An 18,714-nucleotide genomic window follows, 5' to 3' on the forward strand; every position below is an offset into this window, starting at 1 on the left:
AACTGAAAAGCTATTTAGGATAGAGCCAAACTTCTTGGCGCATTTGCAGCTTCCACCTTTAAAAAAATCACCGAAGATGAAATTCTTGCAAATATTGATCTATAAGAAGGGATAAAATTTTTAAAGTAGGGATTTACTATTTGATGGCAGTAAATACTCTTAGCGACTATTTATGGCGATTTAAACGCATGTTTTAGTTGGGATGTGAGGTACTGTTTTATTCTTAAGCCAAAAAACAGTTAAATGATTAACTTAGTTAGCTAGAAAAAAATTGTTTAGCTAAGTTGAAATGTATTTTTAATTATAGTGCTAATAATTGTGAATGTAAATGAAGCGGGAAATGTATTTTGTCATCGTTACATTTGATGATCACAAAAATTATTTAATTATTACGTCAAAGTTGTAACTTTTATGAGTTGTAGAATTTAAAGAAATTTACGGGTTGTGTGTTAAATATAGTGTTAAATATAGTGTTAAGCTGTGGATAATGTATTGTAAGCTATTGAAAAATATATGTTAATAAAAAGAGCTGGTGGGCAAACCATCGAAAAATGGTGTGCAAATCATCGAAAAACGGTGGGCAAACCATCGAAAGCAAAATATGGTGTGTAAAATATCGTTTATATTGACGCGGTGTGCGAAATGTCGAATAATGAATTATGGAACAAGATCTAAAATCTAAAAAATCACCGCTACTTCCTGCACGAAATGTCCAAAATGATTTTTTCGTATGCGATATATTTGATGCTGTTCCGAAAGGGGATATGGCATCGATGGAGCATCCAATATTTTCACTATCGACAAAGCCAGATTGTCGTATCAGACGATATGAAAATAATGGGATATTTGTAGAAATTACGCCGTCAGTAAAAGGATTAGCAACTATTCATGATCGTGATATTTTAATTTTTGCGATCAGCCAAATTATGGCTGCCCTTAATGAAGGAAAAAAAGTATCTCAATTTTTAAAATTTAAAGCCTATGATTTATTAAAGGCAACCAATAGAACAACCAATGGTCAAGGATATGAAGGGCTTAAGGCAGCTTTAAGTCGATTGCGCGGGACGACCATTACAACTAATATTTTGACAGGTGGCATTGAGCAGACTAAAATATTTGGTCTTATTGAAGAAGCCAATATCATTAGAACAACACGCGACGGTAGAATGCAGGAGGTTGAGATCAAACTTTCTGATTGGGTTTTTAATGCTATCAAACACAATGAAGTTCTTACTTTACATCGAGACTATTTCAGGCTCCGCAAACCGCTAGAACGTCGAATGTATGAATTAGCGCGCAAGCATTGTGGACAGCAAAATGAATGGAAAATTTCTTTAAACCTATTGCACAAAAAATGTGGGTCTACATCGACTGCAAAAGAATTTAAAAGACTAATCCAAAACATTGTAGAACAAAACAAATCACATAAACATATACCAGACTATGCCTTAGACCTTATTGAGACAAGTGTTGTATTTAAAAATCGCCGAACGTTAGAAAAAGAAAAAGCTGCAAATCAAATTTACGGACATATAATACTTAATCCAGAGATTTATCATGATGCACGCACTATTGCGCCTGGGTGGGACATATATTTCATTGAACAAGAATGGCGCAATTGGATGGCAGATTATGATATAGAACCACCTCAAAACGCAGAAAAAGCTTTTATAGGCTTTTGTAAAAAATGGATTGAAAAAAACACATCAAACAAATTTTGAAAATTTATCATCCTAAAATTTTCCGCCACCATGGCTTCAATGATTTCTGTAAAGTATCAATCAGTTCTTTATGTTCAACAAGAAGGTTTTCTGATTGTTTTTGCCAATTATCCCGTTCTTTTTTTAATTCTAAATTATTATCAGTTAAGTTAGAATTTTTTTCCTTAATAACTAAATTTTCAGACTTTAAATCAGCCAACTCATTTTGCAAAAGTAAAATTTTATTTTGTAAATCGAGGATTTCATCTTTATCACCGCTATCATTCGTACTTATAAGCAAATTATAAGCATCATTATCTTTATCTAAACGTTCGATTGGAATGCCAATTGTAATTCTATTCTGATTATTTTTTGACTTAGGCCAATTATATTTACTTGCCATTACTCGTATTGATTCAACTGACTTTTTTAGAGTTTTGGAAGCCTCTTTATAAGTCATAAACTTATAATCCTGCATAAAAATCCACCTTATTTTATAAAAAACTTATAACTTCTTTATAACTTCCTTATAAAAATATCATAAAAATTTAATTATGGACAATAAATAATATGTACTATATATTGTACAATATAAGATTAATTAGCAATGAGAGTAAATTATGAATGTAATTTCTTATTCCAATGCTCGAGCGCAATTAAAAGACGTTATGGACAGCGCAATCCATGATAAACAAGAAGTTGTCGTATCGCGAAAAAACGGTGAAGCTGTCGTTGTTATATCATTAGAGACATGGAACTCTATTAGCGAAACATTGCATCTTCTTTCTACGCCTAATAACGCTTCGCGCTTGCGATCGGCTATTGCACAATTAGATGCCAATAATGGTGAAGAACACGAGCTTATTTAATGAAATTGACATTTTCAACTGAGGCTTGGGAAGATTATCAATATTGGATAAGCACAGACAAAAAGAAGCTTGAACGTATTAATGAAATTATTACGCAATGCCAAAGAACACCCTATAAAGGCATAGGTAAACCAGAACCTTTAAAAGGCGATCTAAGCGGATGGTGGTCAAGACGTATCACACAAGAACATCGAATAGTCTATCGCATTTCAGGGGAGAAACAAGCGCAAAGCTTAGAAATAGCACAATTGCGTTTTCATTATTGATATTATACTATTAAAGATATCTACTATATTTGGTGGAGAAGTCTTTCATGCCTTATAAGTTTTTTATAAGCTGATAGTTCTGTTCTGTATCTTAAAGCATTACTATTTTAGCCTCCTAAGGGAGAAATTTTCAAAGTACTTACACATAATTGTTCAGGTAGGTAGTTATTAGCAAGATATTCTAATAATATTTACGACAAGGCCGTTATACCTCATAAAACTAGGCGTACTATAACAAGTGTAGAAATTGTATGGCATGAAAAACAAAACCTTACTTCAATAAAGCGTGAATTAGATCAACATAAGGTTGGTAAAAAGCGCGCCGATCAGGAACAGTGGAAATTATCACCGCGGATCAAAATATTCGCAATTCTAAAATTTAGGGAATATGGATAATTTCCTAAAGAAGGTTTTATTTTTTATAGTAAATGGCGTGTAATAGCTTGTGAAGAACAGCCCGCACCAGTTCGCGATATAGATTTGGTTGCGAATGATTTTAGATATTGGTGTTCAGCTAAGTTGATACCTCTTGATAATAAAAACATTGAAAAGACATTTCGTACATTTTGTAAAATACAACCTTAAGTAAAACAATAAAAAATTCTAATAAGTTATTATAAATATAGCAATAATCGTTTTTGAACCATTTCGAAACTTGGATGAAGACTATAAATTCTTAACTTATAAAGATGCAGCTATTGCTTTGTCTTCAACGGTTTAATCTGTAAGGGTTCAGGCGCGGCGTAACAATTGGCCAAAGCAAAAAAATAATCGTAAACAAATAATAAATGGCGTTCCAATTGATCGGTTAGGTAAATTTAAAACTGCCGAAATTTAAATAGATCGTTTTTAAGAAAATTCAATTTTGATAAAATTTAGACATTATTTTTATGTTTTTATTATTATAAACCATTCTCAAAATAAATTATTAATTTTTCACCCAATAATTAAGTTATGAGCATTTTAATAAGAGATATTAAATTTAAAAGAAACTCCGGAAAGGCTTTAAACAGCCTTTCCGGTAAATTTTAATTATACAAGCTGAACATTCATGCCCATTTGAACATAAATATCTTCGCCAATTGAGTTGGTGTAATGGTTATAATCAACGCCTGAACGATCATCATGAGAGATATCTTGAAAAGTCCAAGAACTTCCAACCTTCACTGTATCATTGGTATCACCCTTAATGATTAAGTCATTATGAGTGTATCCGCCAGAGCGCAAAGTATTACCGATTGTAAGTTGATTGCTTTGGCTACCCTCAAGGCTAATTTCACCAAACGAGCTTGTATAAGCTTTAGTGAACACATCTGCCAATTTGAAGCTTGAAGCAAAATGATCAAGATTCATAGCGTAATCGATGTATTTTTCATCACTAGCATGGCTATTGTAATCATTTACAAGTTTTGTAAGCCAATCTATTCTGAGCATATCAGTATTACGATCAACACCAACTTGAATAGATTCCATATTCATTGAACCAAGACCACTGGTTTTAGCAATATCTGTTAACCAAGGCTTAAATGATGCTTGAAAGGTGTTATCGCTACGTGATTGTTGGCCTGCTGAATTAACATGATTAAAGGTGTCTAACACCAATGTATCATAGCCGTCACCACCATTAACGGTAAGACCACCAGCACGAATACCCGCACCAACCACATCTGAGTTTTCAGTAATAATGAGTTTATCATTACCGGCACCTAGGTCAATGTAATTTTTACCTGTACCCGTTACAGCTGCTGCATGAGGATAACCGCGTAGAATGACAGTATCATTACCATCGCCTGTTGAAATAGTATTATTTGCGCCATTTGCAGCATACATACCACGATTGATAATAACAGTGTCGTTACCTTCACCAGTTTCAATCAAATTTTTTGAACCAGAAGCTAATGCCTGGAAATATTGTTCAATATTAACAGTATCATCGCCAGAACCTGTGTGAACTTCTGTGGTTCCGGAGGATTTTATTGAACCAGTTACCTTAAAGTTGGTTGAACCATAACCATCAAAATTCTGGTTCATTGAAAAACGATTGGCACCGCCCGCATTTGACAAGAGGTCACCATTAATGACAACATTATGGTCACCATAGTTAAATGCAAACTCATTAAGACCGCTTGTTGTCACATTTCCAGTTATAGTAAGGTCGTTGTTACCACCTAATGAAGAAAAGCGATTAGTACCACCAGAATTGGCGGCTATACCACTTTTAATAGTAATGCTATGTTGTCCTTCACCTAACTGGATATTGTTAATACCAGAACCTTGTGCAAGGATGCCTGCATTGAATGCCAAACTCTTTTGGCCATCACCAACTAAAAGTGAATTATTTTTCCCAGTTGTTGCTGTATAACGTGTATTATACACATATGAGCTTTGCTCGGTCTCTTCGAGAAAAGCACTGACTTTAGGCGTTGAATTAGTTGTTGTTTTTGGGGATAAAAATCTTCTTGCCATAACTATTCTTTCTAAATTCATGATCTATACTTAATATATATTTATCATTGTGTATTATAATGTATTAATATAAATTTTGAAAAAATTATTATACACAATGTAAATAAGATTTATTTTTTTATTAGTGATGGTACCTGATACTACATTTGGGTGAGAGTATCAGGTACCTTTTGCTCTTCCTGCGCTTATGGTTGAGCTATTTTAGAAAAATTAGGACTGTATGGGTTTTCATCCTAATTTTTCTTGTAAGGTGTATTTTATTCGGGGGGAAATTAAATACACCTTCAATTGCAGACTTGTGACCGTCTGCAATCTTTTTCACTAAACAATGATCTGCTGATTTTGTATCAATGTATTCAAATCAGTTTGAACATTGATTAGTGTTAAAATATCAGCCGAAGCAAATTGGTTGCCATTACCATCAATATCAACTGAAATAATCGTATTATTGCCTTGCTGTTGAACGGTAATATAATCTGAAAGTTGGCTAACCCCAGACTGATAACCAATTAACAAGCCCGAAAGATCAATACGATCGGCATTGGCATTGCTATTAAAATCACCAACGGTAAAGCCATTTGCAATATCATGGCCGTTTCCGCCAGTTGCATCGGTCAAATCAATGCGTTCATAGATCAAGGTATGATGACCATTATGGTTTAAATTAAAGGTATCATTGCCACCACGACCATTAAAATAATTATCTTGATCATTGCCCGTAAAGGTATCATTACCGTTACCCCCGGCTACACCTTCAATGTTTTTCAACATAACAGTATTAAAACCGGTATTTTGATAAGTTGTTTTACTCAAATCTACATTAATGGCGGTAGTACCTGCCAATTTAAAGTCGATAATATCAACGCCGCCGGTTGCGCTCCATTCTTTTTGACCATGAACCACCGTCCAACCACCGCCACCATCATATTTATCAGTGCCTTTGGTTGCATAAAAAGTATCATTATAACCCGTGCCAACAATACCATTACCAAGATTAGCGTTTTTAGAACTATCGCCTTTTTCAGCTGTTAACACATGAGCTTCATAGGCTTCACCAGCTGTAAAGCCACCCCATGCATCATTAACCGTGGAGTCAATATTAGCACTTTGACCTTTTACATTACGTAATAACTTAACTGAATAAGTCTCATTTGGATCAAGACCATAGAAATTTACAATACCGGATGTGTCACTTGTTTGATTACCCGATTGCGGATTGATAATCTGCGAAGCAACAAGATGCCCTTTAGAGTCATAGAGTTGAATGGTATTTCCAAGCAGCGAGTTAATACCTTCCTGATCAAGAATGCGGAAATGTAAAGCCGTCCCCTTTGCTATTTCGGTGTGATTGCGGATAATTTCGGTATTGCCTTGTTGGGTAAAGATCATAAGGTCTTGCGAGCCATCCCAATTAACATCAGCAACAACAGCACCAGTTACAGCATCGGTTTTGCCAGGGCTTTTATGAGCATTAACACTACCATTAACACCAATTGTATTATTGTCACCAAGCAAGTTAGAGGTACTAAAACTATTGCCACTAGAAGAAGAATTATTGGTGTAAAGATTAACCGTACCGGTAGTGCCTGCCTGCGTCACACCATTGCCAGCTGCATAGGCAGGCAATTCAATAATATCCATTTTGCCATCGCCATTCCAGTCAACAGCAATAGAAGGACCACCTTGTAAACTATCACCCAACCAATGAATATTATTGGCCGTACCAATACCATTTGGAGCGGTCGAGCCTAGATTTCCCTTTCCATCATTATAAAGAATACGACTTTCATATTCAGAATGACCATTTTCTGCCTTGCCACGGCCAATAAACAAATCCATAAAGCCATCGCCATTAAAGTCGGCCCAAGTCATAGAAATGGCATTACTTATTTTTTCATTGGCTAGACCGGTGTTTTGGAAAACGCCATTGATGATTTGGCTGGTTGAATAGCCATCTTTTCCATCGCTTGAAACGACAACTAAACGCTGTTGGTCATTACTCATGCGGCGTATATCGGCTGTGCCACTGCCCAATTTGCTGTAACCGCTAACACCATGAAAAATGAGATCAACATTACCGTCATTATTTAAATCAACGCCAGAAATTTCTGGTCCAGGTTGCGCATTATTTGCATTGGTTGAGGATTTAAAGTTTGATGGTCCTGAGCGCGAATTGGTGAAGTTCTGATCTTTTACCAATGATTGCACATTACCATTAATATTTCTAACGATTTGACTGTCCCAAGTACGATTGGAACTGTAGCCAGTGCCTGGGGCAGTTACTGAGCCAGATCTACCTGGAGCAATATTTCCGTAAGCAATATCAGCAAAGCCATTGCCATTTTTATCAAAACCAATAACGCCAGCATATTGTGACAAAACATTAGCAGCCGGATTTGAATCGACCTTATTTCTATATTGGCTACCAATTTGATAGGATAGGTAAACATTATTACCGATGTTATAATACATTTGCTGACCAGTCTCAGCATTGCCATCATTAGACACAAAGTCCATATAACCATCACGGTTTATATCAAGCCAAGTACCATTTTGCGTGCCAGCAGTTGGTTTATTAATCGGTCCATTAATATCTTTGGCTTGTAGGTGTGTTTGCCCAAAACTACCAAAGGTTTTGCGATCTGTTGCATTTTGATCAAGTACTGTACCATTGGTGTAAATTTTCCATTGACCATTTTCACCAAGGGTCATAGCCGTTGCTTTTTCATCATCATTTGCTGCAACGACTGGTGGCTCAATAGGCGTATCAATGAATAATTCATCATTAGTATTATCTTTAACAATGATTTCGCCAGTTGCTTTGTGAAGAGCAGCTTCAACCTCATAGCGGCCTTCTGGCAAAGCATCACTATCTGGAATTTGCAAAGACCAAGTCATTTTTGCCTGATCAACAACAACGGCACCATTGGCTGAGCTATAAGTCTTACCATTAACAGTGACAGTTACATATTCTGTTGGCAGCAATTCAAAGCCAATTTCACCGGTAAGAATAGGCGTATAATCATCTGTTGTTAAAGGGTCTACCGTTATTGACAATTCAACATGAACATTAAAATTTTCTGTTGGCGTACCAGTAAGTGAAGCTGCATTTTCTACCGCTGCGGTAAAATGATGGGTTTGTGCATTTTCCAAGACGCCTGGCACATCATAAGACCAAGTGCCATCGGGATTAACTGTTGCATAGCCAATTAATTGGCGCTCTTGGTAAATTGCTAATTTATTGACACCACCAAAGGGGCTTTGAAAGAAATCACTACTGACTTTACCATTTAAGGTAATTGTGCGGTCATCCGTTGTTGATCCAGAGAGCAAATTACCCGTAATTGGCCCGACATTATCCGTAAAACTATCAATGCTTGCTGTTGCCGTTGGATCATTTTGAGCTATAAGATTGACAGGCCAAGTATTATTAATATTACCAGGGGTGCCGCCAACAAAAATTGTAAGATCATTATTGCCAACACTCAAAATGGCACCAGCGGTAGCAAAATCAAATTTCCATAGACCTGATGCCTGATCTAAAACACCATTAATAATAATCTCATGTCCCTGCTCATTAACACCGAAAATCACCGGATATTCGGCTGATCCGACGTCGGTCACTGAAAACCATAATATTGGTTTTGTACTTGTGAAGTTATTATTAACTATATTACCGTTTTGATCTGAACGCCCTATATAGGTAAATTGAGATATCGGTGATGTAATAGTATTGTTATCAAATGTATTAAAATCTTTTGGCATATAATTTCCCCGACTTAATAAGTATTCGTAAATTTATAAATTAATTCATTGGCTTAATAAGATAAATTCTTATATTTATTGATTGCAGACTATAAAAGTCTGCAATCAATTCTTTTATTAAACAATGATCTGTTGATTTTGTATCAAAGTATTCAAATCGGTCTGAACATTGGTGAGGGTTAAAATGTCAGCAGACGCAAATTGGTTGCCATTACCATCAAGATCGACAGAAATTACGGTATTGCTACCTTGTTGGCGGACACTGATAAAGTCAGAAATATTGCTGGTTCCTGCTTGATAACCAATCAATAGTCCAGAAAAATCAATTCTATCTGCATTGGCATTGGTGTTAAAATTACCAACAGTAAAGCCATTGGCAATATCATTGCCATTACCACCAGTTGCGTCAGTCATATCAATACGTTCATAAAGCAAAGTATGATGGTTGCTATTGAATAGATTGAATGTGTCGTTACCGCCACGGCCATTAAATACGTTGTTACCACTATTGCCTGAGAAGGTATCATTACCATTACCACCAGCAATGCCTTCAATATTCTTGAGCATAACGGTGTTAAAGCCGGTATTTTGATAGCCTGTCTTGCTTAAATCAACATTAAGCGCTGTGTTGCCAGCAAGTTTAAAGTCAACAATATCTACACCGCCAGTAGCTGACCATTGTTTTTGACCATTGATGATATCCCAACCACCGGCACCATCATAAAGCTTGGTGCCTTTGGTAACATAGAAAGTATCATTATAACCGGTACCAACAACACCATTGCCAATATTCGCATTATTGACATCAGTTCCACGTTCGGTAGTCAAAACATGGGCTTCATTGGCGGCACCTGGCGTGAAGCCACCCCAAGCAGCATTATTGTCTTCGCTAATATGGGCCGATGAACCGTTAACATTGCGTAATATTTTAACAGAGTAGGTTTCGTTGCTATCTAAGCCATAAAAATGCACTATACCGCTAGTATCGCTAGTCTGATTACCTGATTGTGGATTAATAATCTGTGCTGCAACCAATTTGCCGGTTGAATCATATAGCTGTACAGTATTGCCAAGCAAAGAATTGATGCCCTGTCCATCGAGAATACGGAAGTGCAAAGCTGTGCCATTGGCAATAACATTTTTATTTTGGATAACTTCAACATGGCCTTGTTGGGTAAATGCCATTAAATCAACAGAACCATTCCAATCCAAATCAGCAGCAATAGCACCGGTCACAAAATCTTTCTTACTGCCGGTTGAACTGCCATTATTTACAGTGCCATTCACACCAATAGTGTTATTACCACCCAATAAATTGGATGTTTCAAAGTTGATAACACCATTAAGCGATACATTTCTATGAAGGTTGATAGCGCCAGTATTGCCAGCTTCGGTCATACCATTGCCATTACCATAACCGGGTAAAGCAATAATATCCATTTTGCCATCACCGTCCCAGTCAACAGCGATAGATGCACCACTTTGTAAGCTATCACCTAACCAATGGACATTATTAGCCGTGCCAACACCATTTGGTGAGGTGGAACCAAGATTACCATTGCCATCATTAAATAGGATACGGCTTTCATAAGCCGAATGACCATTAACGGCAGCACCGCGGCCTAGGAATAAATCCATATTACCATCGCCGTTAAAATCGGCCCATGTCATAGAAATGGCATTGCCAAGTGCCGCATTGGCTGAGGCATTATTCTGAAATACATTTTCAATAATTTGCTTGGTACCATAAGTACCATTGCCATTATTAGACACAACAACAAGACGCTGTTGGTTTGAGCTCATTGCACCACTTGTTGTTACATTAGCGCCATTAACACCGTGGTAAACAAGATCAACTGTTCCATCATTATTAAGATCAACGCCTGAAATTTCAGCCCCTGCCTGCGCATTGCGGCCATTGGTATCGACAAAATTTTTGTCTTTTACCATACCATTTAAGGAAGCATTCGGATTGGTAACAATTTGACTATTATAGGTAGTAAGCGATTGACCCGCACCGGTCGTATTGCGTACAGAACCAGATTTTCCAGGTGTAATTGTACCATATGCAATGTCTGTATAACCATTACCATTACGGTCGAAACCAACTACACCACCATATTCCGACATAGTATTGGCTGCTGGATTAAAGTCAGCAGTATTTCTATTAGAACCACCAACTTGATAATTATAATAGCCGGTGGTTGAATAAGGAGTATTGGCCTTCATATAGATCTGCGCACCATTGGCGCCATTGCCATCGGTAGCGACAAAATCCATTTTGCCATCACGATTAATATCTAACCAAGTACCGTTTTTTGTGCCTTGTTTACCTGTGCGTCCATCAATACTATTCAATACAATTTGACTAAATTCGCCAAAACTTGAGTTGTTAGTGGCTTTCTGGTCAAGTACAGTACCGTTTGCAAAAATTTTCCACTGGCCATTTTCGCCAAGGGTCATCGCAACAGCATGTTCCGTTTGTGAAGCAGCAATGGTAAAATCATCAATAGGAGGGGCTGCTTCAATAATATCAGCTTGCCCGCTATTGGATACTATAATTTCTCCTGTACTTTTATGCAGTGCAGCAACAACTGGGTAATTCCCCTCGCTAAGCGCATCTTGATTAGGGATCGTCACACTCCAAGTCATATTTGCCTGATTGACGACTACTTGCCCACTGGCTGAACTATAGGTTTTACCATTGATGGTAACGGTAATATATTCACCTGACAATAACTCAAAACCAATACTACCGTTTAAAACAGGCGTTGTATCTTCGGTTGATAGAGATTCAACACCAATGGTCAAATGAACATCAACAACAAAATTAGCAGATGGTGTACCAGTAAGTGTGGCAGCATTTTCAACGACTGCTGTAAAATTATGCACAGGTGGGCTATTTTCTAAAGCACTTGGCACAGTATAAGACCAAGTACCATTGGCATTAACTGTTGCATAACCAACAAGATGACCATCTTGGTAAATTGCTAATTTATTAGCACCATTGGCCGGGGCTTGAAAGAAATCACTACTAACCTTACCATTTAAAGTAATTGTTCGGTCATCAGTCTGTGATCCTGATGGTAAGTTACCCGTCACGGGGCCAACATTATCAGTAAAACTTTCAATCGTTGCCGTTGCTGTTGGATCATTTTGAGCTATAATATTGATAGACCAAGTATTATTAATATTACCAGGGGTGCCATCAACGAAAATTGTAAGACCATTATTGCCAGCATTCAAAATGGCACCTGCGGCAGCAAAATCAAATTTCCAAAAACCCGTCGTCTGATCCAAAACACCTTTGACAAGGATATCTTGTCCTTGAGCATTGGTGCCGAAAATCACCGGATATTCGGCTGATCCGACGTCGGTCACTGAAAACCATAATATTGGTGTTGTACTTGTGAAGTTAGTATTATTTATACTGCCATTTTGATCGCTGTGCCCGATATAGGTAAATTGTGATAGCAATGGCGTTGGAATATTTGTTGACATTATACTTGGTGTTGTACTTACAGCGGGAGATAAAAATCTTCTTACCACGATCGAAATCCTTTGTTATTAATAAAATATGAATTAATAAGTTGTTGTTATTGAAACTTGATCCGAATAGGTACCATTGGGTGGGTCTAGTACTTCCGAAGCACGGATAACCGTTCTGATTTTTATTGCGGTATCATTGGCAGACGTTATGCCTTTATAGGTGTTGACATTTGTTGTTTCTCCCCATTCAGTTTGCGTATTAGGCAGATAAATATGATAGGGTATTGACTGGCTGCGATCTTGAGTACCACCAGCAACAGCTAAGTACATTTTGCGTGCATTAACATCGCCAGATTGTCCACCATTAATTTTAATTTCATAAGGTGCATTAACATTGCATTTCAGACTTATTTCACCATCTTGGCTCAAATCACTTTTGATATATACGTGATCTCCAAAATTAACAGATTTAACAGTTACGCTGCACCCGGCAACAACATTTGCTGTTACTGTAAAATCCAAGGTTTGAGGGACACCAAAAGACGCTACACAGCCATTAGAACTATCTGGCACAGAACCAGGGCTAGTCCCACCATTAGGGATGGCAACGCCACTATAAATAACATACCGGAATGTATTTGAATAAATTCCTACGGGAATATTCAATATTGGCGGCTCTAATAGCAGCATCCCTAAAGAAACGCTTGATGAACTTACCCTCTTAGAATCAATAGGAGGTACTGGCCCTGTAAAGTTTTCTCCGGCAACACCTGAAATTATTGGCATGCCACCACCTATTGCTCCAGTGCCAACTGCTTGTGTCCGGCCTACAACCCGATTGTATATCTCAAAATTAAGTGCATTGGTTTGATCAACCCCACCACCTTCTGCTGTAGACTTTTGACGAAAGAGCTTTTTGACCCGGCCACCACTATCAGTTCCGTTCAAAGCTAAAATTCCAATGCAAAAATTAGCTACAGCAGTGTATCTACCGGTATTATCTGGGCCATAATAACCGCGTGTGTCACATTGAACGGATAGATTGCGCGTAATCATGACCTGAGGATTAGTGATAGGATTTACATTCCCAAGATCAATATTCTCAGTATCGGTTGTCAAGCCACAATTAGCAAGTGATGAATCAATTGCTTGTGCATTAATAATGTCAATAAATTGTGTGTTCACAATAGGGATTGTAATTGCTAAAGAAGATATATAGCAAAATATTAATTTAAATCTTGATGATGTTTTTTTATATTTAAAAATATTCATTGCTAACACTCTTTTTCTATCAATTTTATTTTATTTAAAATACAATAATAATTGTGATTTAAATATTTATTGCATGAATGATCATTACTATTGAGCCGCAACGGCAGTTCGTATCGTTTGACATGAAACAGCCTGTATGCCAGCATTAAGACCCTTGGCCATGTCATTTGATAACGTTGCTTGGCAAGCGCTGCCATCAGGTTTCATGATATGAAGAGTTGCCGGCAGCTGCACTTTAGCAAGTGGTATAACGGCTGAACCGTCATAACCAATATCAAAGGCAGTATCGGTTCCTGCAACCTGCGCAAGCGACCCTACTTCAACGAAATGTCCATTGGTTTCTTTGAAAGAAACATAAATATATTGGTCACTACTAGCCCCGCCAAAATTTACAACAACGCCGGCCATTTGGGCTGGTCGAACCATTGCTTCAGTTGATTCAACGATAGCATCGACAGGCATGGTTTCCATATCAAGGGCAATGCTTGCCGTACTATAAGAGCCAAGATTATTAACGACATAGCGACCATTAGCCCAAGTTTTGCCTGATTTTTGGTTGTCAACCTTAACACCAACACCGCCAACGCCAGCATTAACCACTGCAAATGCATCATTAACGCGCTGCGTTGGAATGACAGCACCGTCAGCAAAAACTACACCACCGTCAGCAGAAAGCGTACCACGCCAATTATCACCATCATATTGATCAACCGAGGCCGCAAGCAGCGCAATACTGCTACGATATTGTCCAGCGGCTCCTCTTTGAGAGCGCTTACCTTCTGCATCACGAATAGACCAACCAAAATCACCCACATTAGAACCAAGATTCTTGTAAATGCGCGTATCAATCTGTGTACCATCATGGGTACTGTTAACCCCTGACGAAACACCAATTCCGTCATCAAAGGAATAAGAAACCCCGGCAAAGACACTGTAATTATTGGAATCTTTAAGATTTTTATAACCGACGGCATAGCCGTTCAGTTTTTTACCAAAACGCCTATTGGCAGATAGGCTAATAAAACGACTATCCTTTTGATAACCACTATCGGCTTGATCATGATAATCAATTTCACTATAGCTTAGCGTTATATTTGTAGGATCAAAACGCAAGCTAGAACTTAAGGACACTTGATTAATTGCCTTTGGTAATTTTCCTATCCTACGACTATCAACTAGATAATCAATCTCAGACCAATCAATCGTATTACTTTTTGCGCGTTGATATGCTTTTCTATCAACAATCGATGCCATATCATTATAATCGCCAAAGGTACGTTGTGTTAGACCCGTCAATACAAATCCCCAACGCTGCAATTGCATACTGGCATATAATTGCTGACCAGTTTCGCTCTTATAGCTGCTTGCGGAACCTGCAAGTGATACTTGAGCAAAATCTGAAACTGTAAAGATTGCCCCCATACCGCCATTAAAGAAGTCGCCACCAGCTTCGCCATGGCCTTCAAGCGTGATACGATTGGTTAAGCCATAACGTGCAGTACCTGAGACGAAAAAATCTTTGGTATAATTACCTGAATCGCTACCATAATTACGCCGTGGCGTTCCCGCTTCCAAAGAAAAATCCCATAAACCACGGGATAATAAGTCAGCAGATGCGTAGAATGAAAGATTTTGTACTGTTTCACGCCCTGAAGCGTCACGCAAAACAAGCCGAGCATTATTAGGCCCTGTTATAACAGGCATATCGGTTAGAGAAAATGGTCCCGATGGTACATTTTCAACTGCACGTTGCGCATTATTTAAATAAAGATCGACGGATGATGGTACGGCAGCAGAACCACTCAGTTCTGGCATCGCCATAGTAACCAAATTATCTCGGAGTGAAAAATTTCTTGTTAATTGTGCGCCACCAAGACGGGTGGAGCGAGACCAAGAAAGGCTGCGGGTAATTACGTCACCCACTTGATAAGTGAGCATGCGTTTTTCATCAGAAAAAGTCCAATAACTATCTAGGCGAATGGCATCTGTTTTATCGTTGCCAAAACCTTGTGAAGAATAACGAATAAGCTCTGATGTATAAAATGTACCAAATTTACCGGTAACGCGGCCGTCAAGTGTTGCTGATACGCCCTGAAAGTCCCAAAGTTTACTAAATTTATCATTACCAGAATCGGCATAAATACTATAATTGAAAACGGCAGCTAAATCTGACTGGGGCTTAATTCCCTCATCATCACCATGTCTAGCCGCACTAGCCTTAGGATCAAGACTAACTTCATAAGGAGCAAGCGCATCTTTTTGAGTAGTAACAAATTCAAGCGTTTCGCTTATCGTATTATAATAATATTGGACATCTTTAAGCTTATCTAGTGTTACCCAACCGTCTCTATTAGTGGCAGATCTTTGCGGCAAAAGACCAATTTTGCGTAAAACACTATCTCGTATGATTAGTATGCCACCATCACTTTGCCGTACAGCAAACATTCCTGGGCGGCTTTCACCATTGAGTGAAATATAAACGTAAATATCAGGATCGCGAAACGCTGTTGTCTGGGGAATGCTTGGCTGATAACCAATAGCCTCAACCTGCGTTGCTGCTTCTGTCGTTGGCGCTGTTGGCGCTGAATAATTTAGCCGTGTAATATCTTCAGCTGACAGCCATTGAGTGTCAGATGAAGCATTTTGAGCTTGAGCATATGTTAAAGAAGCAAAGACAATTCCAGTACCCAAGGACATCAACGCAAATGCGCTAACACTGGAGCAGAATTTTTTATTTCTAATTTTTAGCTTTGTCATTCTTTATGCCTTTATAAAAATTCATTACGCCAACTTAACCAAACCACTTAGCGTCTTGAATTGATTTGCAACGGTAACTCCATACGACCTTGATCTGTTGTAAAACTAATAGAGTTGGGCATGCCGCCGCCTTGAGCGGGAACAAAAAATTTAATTGCAGAACCAGGTAAAGCATAACCAGCCAAATTGGCCTTACCGCCAATAACCGCACCATTAGCGACAAGGTTCACATCAGAAATTCTAATCCGATTTGCACTACTATTGCTGGCTGTAATATTAAAGCCGCCACGCGCTGCTTCCGCCTTAAAAATCAAACCATTTTGTGATTGGTTTCGAGATTGATTTGCAGATGCAGGCCCTGAGCCTGGACGGAAAAAAGCTGGTATAATTTGACGTAATGCCATATTAATACCGGGAGTCACAATGCCTGCTCGTGCCGTTCTTAACGATGAAACTGGTATTTGATCAACAAATATACGGTAACTTTCTTCACCAGTTAATGGTTGTTTTGAAACACGTGTTACACGCGCGGTTGCACGCGCACCGGGCTGAACTTCAATAAAAGGAGGATTTACAATAACATCCGTGGTTGGCGCATAATAATCTTTGCCACCACGCTGTTGCCAGCGAAATACGCGCACTTGTAAGCGAACTGGCATTTGGCTGCCATTACGCACAATGACATTATCACCAACCTGTGGAGGCCTAACATCTAATACAAGCGGCATAATGGTGAGCGTAATACCACCACTTTTATTTTGCTGAGCGTGAGCCATTGAAATTGAAGAAAATAATATAGATAACCCAAAAAAATATGTCCAAAAGCGCATAATAATACCCATAAATACTAAGCTTTAGAGGAACTTGGGGCAGTTACACCGCCCCAAGAAAAATTTATAAAAATACTAATCTTAGTAAGAAAGAGTTGCAGTCAATGTATCTGCATAAACGCCATTAGCTGGCTGTGTACCAGTGATTTTTGGAATGCAAACAGTGAAGAAATGGGTGTGATCACCACTTACAGTACCTGTACCAGTGGTAAGTGTACCAGTGAATGTTTGGTCAGCAGCTGCACCCCAAAGCTTACCACCACAAACAGCAGAAGAAATGCTACCAGCTTGGTAAACAGTATAATCAATAGTATTTGAACCGCTTGTAAGTTTGCGTGCTGCAGTTGTTGCACCTGTACCCATACCGTCATTCAATGACAATGTATATTGTCCAGCAGTTGCTGAAGTAGTAGATGCATTTTTACAGTTGATTACAACCTTCTTTGTAAGGGTAAGATCTTCAGTAATTGCAGCATACTCACCAAAGTTAATATTACCTGCATTTTCAGGGAAGTTAACTGTACAACCATCTTTAATGGTGATCTGAACATCCATAGTATTTTGTGCTGTTTCTGCTTGAGCAGCAGCTACACCCAAAGCAAGAACACTGGCAGCAGCCAAGGCTTTAAGAATAATTTTCATTGAAAACTCCTAAGTTTTTATTTTAGATAAGTTAAATATTCTGTATAAAGCACACAGAACCCCTTATTGCTGCACGTGTCGTGCGCAGCAATTCATTTGCCGCTTTTTAGCGGTAATTTTGATATATTATTAAGCTTACCTAAATCCCCGATAACGCATATTCTATATGTGACAGACTATGGTTGCATTAGGTAAAGCTTTTAAAACCCCGTTAACACCTCACAAAATTTGTGGCCGTGCAAATACAACGTTTTCATATTATAAATAAAAACATTAGGCAATTAAAAAAATTAAATATATATAATATAATTTACTAGTGTTGCTATAATCATACGCTAATATTATTTGAATATTGAAAACAATAAAGTAGATTTTATATTAAAATATTATAATATAATTTATTATAATATTTTAATATAAAAAATATTTTCAATTTCAAAGTTCATGGAATAGTTTTTTAATTGAGAGCGTTCTCTCTCCATAACGCTAATGAATTGTAAATCAACTAAAATGGGAACTCTAAAAAATAATAGGTCTCGCGCCTAAATGGACAAGTCTAAGGATAAGATATGTCTTAATATTTTATATTGTTTACGTTAACGCAGTTTACGAATAATGTTTATAACAAGACAACTTCATAGGGTCTTATTGATAGTAA

General features: G+C 37.8%; 11 protein-coding genes. 3 read left to right on the forward strand and 8 right to left on the reverse strand.

The annotated features are described in order from the left end of the window. Nucleotides 1-659: 659 nt before the first annotated feature. Nucleotides 660-1,721: a replication initiator protein A gene (locus N6A79_RS15690; RefSeq protein ID WP_263499721.1), complete on the forward strand. Its 1,062-nt coding sequence runs from the start codon at nt 660-662 to the stop codon at nt 1,719-1,721. Nucleotides 1,722-1,728: 7 nt separating this feature from the next. Here N6A79_RS15690 and N6A79_RS15695 read toward each other — a convergent pair whose 3' ends face one another. Continuing rightward, nucleotides 1,729-2,178, reverse strand: a complete 450-nt coding sequence (locus tag N6A79_RS15695; protein ID WP_263499722.1) for a cell division protein ZapB — start codon at nt 2,176-2,178, stop codon at nt 1,729-1,731. Between the two features lie 142 nt (nt 2,179-2,320). Between N6A79_RS15695 and N6A79_RS15700 the strand changes: the two genes are divergently transcribed. Next, on the forward strand, nt 2,321-2,569 hold the full coding sequence (locus N6A79_RS15700) for a type II toxin-antitoxin system Phd/YefM family antitoxin (RefSeq protein ID WP_182419980.1): 249 nt from the start codon (nt 2,321-2,323) through the stop codon (nt 2,567-2,569). Next, nucleotides 2,569-2,835 carry a Txe/YoeB family addiction module toxin gene (locus N6A79_RS15705; protein WP_263499723.1) on the forward strand — a complete coding sequence of 89 codons (267 nt, stop codon included), beginning with the start codon at nt 2,569-2,571 and terminating at the stop codon, nt 2,833-2,835. Before N6A79_RS15700 ends, N6A79_RS15705 begins: the two co-directional genes overlap by 1 nt. A 1,032-nt stretch (nt 2,836-3,867) precedes the next feature. On the opposite strand, the gene N6A79_RS15710 is transcribed toward N6A79_RS15705, so the two are convergent. The 7 genes from N6A79_RS15710 to N6A79_RS15740 all read right to left on the reverse strand — a co-directional run bounded on the left by N6A79_RS15710 (nt 3,868) and on the right by N6A79_RS15740 (nt 18,056). Next, a complete protein-coding gene (locus tag N6A79_RS15710; RefSeq protein WP_268547700.1) occupies nt 3,868-5,301 on the reverse strand; it encodes a hypothetical protein in 1,434 nt (477 codons plus the stop codon). A 321-nt stretch (nt 5,302-5,622) separates the two neighbouring features. Continuing rightward, nucleotides 5,623-9,066 carry an FG-GAP-like repeat-containing protein gene (locus N6A79_RS15715; RefSeq protein ID WP_263499725.1) on the reverse strand — a complete coding sequence of 1,148 codons (3,444 nt, stop codon included), beginning with the start codon at nt 9,064-9,066 and terminating at the stop codon, nt 5,623-5,625. 117 nt (nt 9,067-9,183) lie between these two features. Further along, nucleotides 9,184-12,615, reverse strand: coding sequence for a beta strand repeat-containing protein (locus tag N6A79_RS15720; protein WP_268547701.1), 3,432 nt, complete (start codon nt 12,613-12,615; stop codon nt 9,184-9,186). Nucleotides 12,616-12,648: 33 nt separating this feature from the next. Beyond that, nucleotides 12,649-13,740: a Csu type fimbrial protein gene (locus tag N6A79_RS15725; RefSeq protein WP_268547699.1), complete on the reverse strand. Its 1,092-nt coding sequence runs from the start codon at nt 13,738-13,740 to the stop codon at nt 12,649-12,651. Nucleotides 13,741-13,914: 174 nt separating this feature from the next. Next, nucleotides 13,915-16,584: a fimbria/pilus outer membrane usher protein gene (locus N6A79_RS15730; RefSeq protein ID WP_263499719.1), complete on the reverse strand. Its 2,670-nt coding sequence runs from the start codon at nt 16,582-16,584 to the stop codon at nt 13,915-13,917. Between the two features lie 47 nt (nt 16,585-16,631). After that, nucleotides 16,632-17,414 (reverse strand): fimbrial biogenesis chaperone, encoded by a 783-nt coding sequence (locus tag N6A79_RS15735; RefSeq protein WP_262080978.1) that lies wholly within the window; start codon nt 17,412-17,414, stop codon nt 16,632-16,634. A gap of 81 nt (nt 17,415-17,495) precedes the next feature. Next, nucleotides 17,496-18,056, reverse strand: a complete 561-nt coding sequence (locus tag N6A79_RS15740; protein ID WP_182419977.1) for a spore coat protein U domain-containing protein — start codon at nt 18,054-18,056, stop codon at nt 17,496-17,498. Between the last annotated feature and the right edge of the window lie 658 nt (nt 18,057-18,714).

Source organism: Bartonella sp. HY761 (assembly GCF_026743145.1).
Taxonomy (GTDB): domain Bacteria; phylum Pseudomonadota; class Alphaproteobacteria; order Rhizobiales; family Rhizobiaceae; genus HY038.